Source organism: Kitasatospora sp. NPDC001603 (assembly GCF_040298365.1).
Taxonomy (GTDB): Bacteria; Actinomycetota; Actinomycetes; order Streptomycetales; family Streptomycetaceae; genus Kitasatospora.
This window is the reverse complement of sequence record NZ_JBEPAA010000198.1, coordinates 1-1,007: the sequence shown is the minus strand read 5'-3', so window position 1 is coordinate 1,007 and position 1,007 is coordinate 1. Positions and strand designations below refer to the sequence as shown.

The window sequence follows — 1,007 nt, the reverse complement described above, 5'->3', positions numbered from 1 at the left end:
GAGTGGGCCTTGATCGAACCGCATGTGCCGGTGGCTGCCACCGGGCCGTTGCCGCGGCGGGTGAGGGACCAGTTCAACGGGGTGTTGTGGCGGTTTCGCACCGGCAGCGGCTGGCGGGAGGTTCCCGAGCGCTACGGAGCCTGGACGACCGTCTACTCCCGGTTCCGTGGCTGGGCGGCCTCCGGGTTCTTCCAGGTCCTGATGGACGCGTTGATCGCGGAGGCCGCCTCTCGCGGCAAGGTCGGACTGGAACTGGTCAGCGTGGACTCGACGATCGTCCGGGCCCACCACGAGTCGTCCGGACTGGCAGTCGCCGGAGAGACCCTGGACGCGCTCGAGCAGGCCCTGACCGAGGAAAAGGGGGATCCGCTGCCGCGGCAGCGGGCCGTACTGAGGGTCACGCGAAGGCGGGGCCGGACGACGCGGCCGACCCCGCCCAGGTTCGTGCCGAGGCACGGCGTCGGCGCAAGGCCCGGGCCGCGAAAGCCGGACTCGGCCGCTCCCGGGGCGGGTTGAGCAGCAAGGTCCATGCCGCTGTCGACTCCGCGGGCCGACCGCTCGCGTTCGTGCTGACCCCGGGCCAGGCGGCGGACTGCCGCCAGTTCGAGACCGTCCTGGAGAAGGTCCGGGTGCGCGGCCCGGTCGGTCGGCCGCGCACCCGGCCGGACGCGGTGGCCGCGGACAAGGCCTACTCCTCGAAGGCCAACCGCGCCTACCTGCGCAAACGCGGGATCACCGCAGTGATTCCGGAGAAGCTGGACCAGGCGGCGAACCGGAGACGCAAGGGATCCGCCGGCGGCCGGCCGGTCGCATTCGACCCCGAGCGCTACAAACGGCGCAACCACGTCGAACGGTGTTTCCAGAAGATCAAGGCCTGGCGCGGCCTGGCCACCCGGTACGACAAGAGCCCGGAAAGCTACACGGCCGGCCTCCATCTACGCGGATCGATCATGTGGTTGAAGTCCCTGACCTCAACCACATGATCCGAACCTTGAACAGCTCCTAGT

General features: G+C 70.1%; 1 pseudogene. It reads left to right on the top strand.

Going from position 1 to position 1,007, the window contains the following annotated elements:
- Positions 1–983 (top strand): annotated as a pseudogene (locus ABT263_RS38825) (IS5 family transposase); the annotation flags it as partial.
- Positions 984–1,007 lie beyond the last annotated feature (24 nt).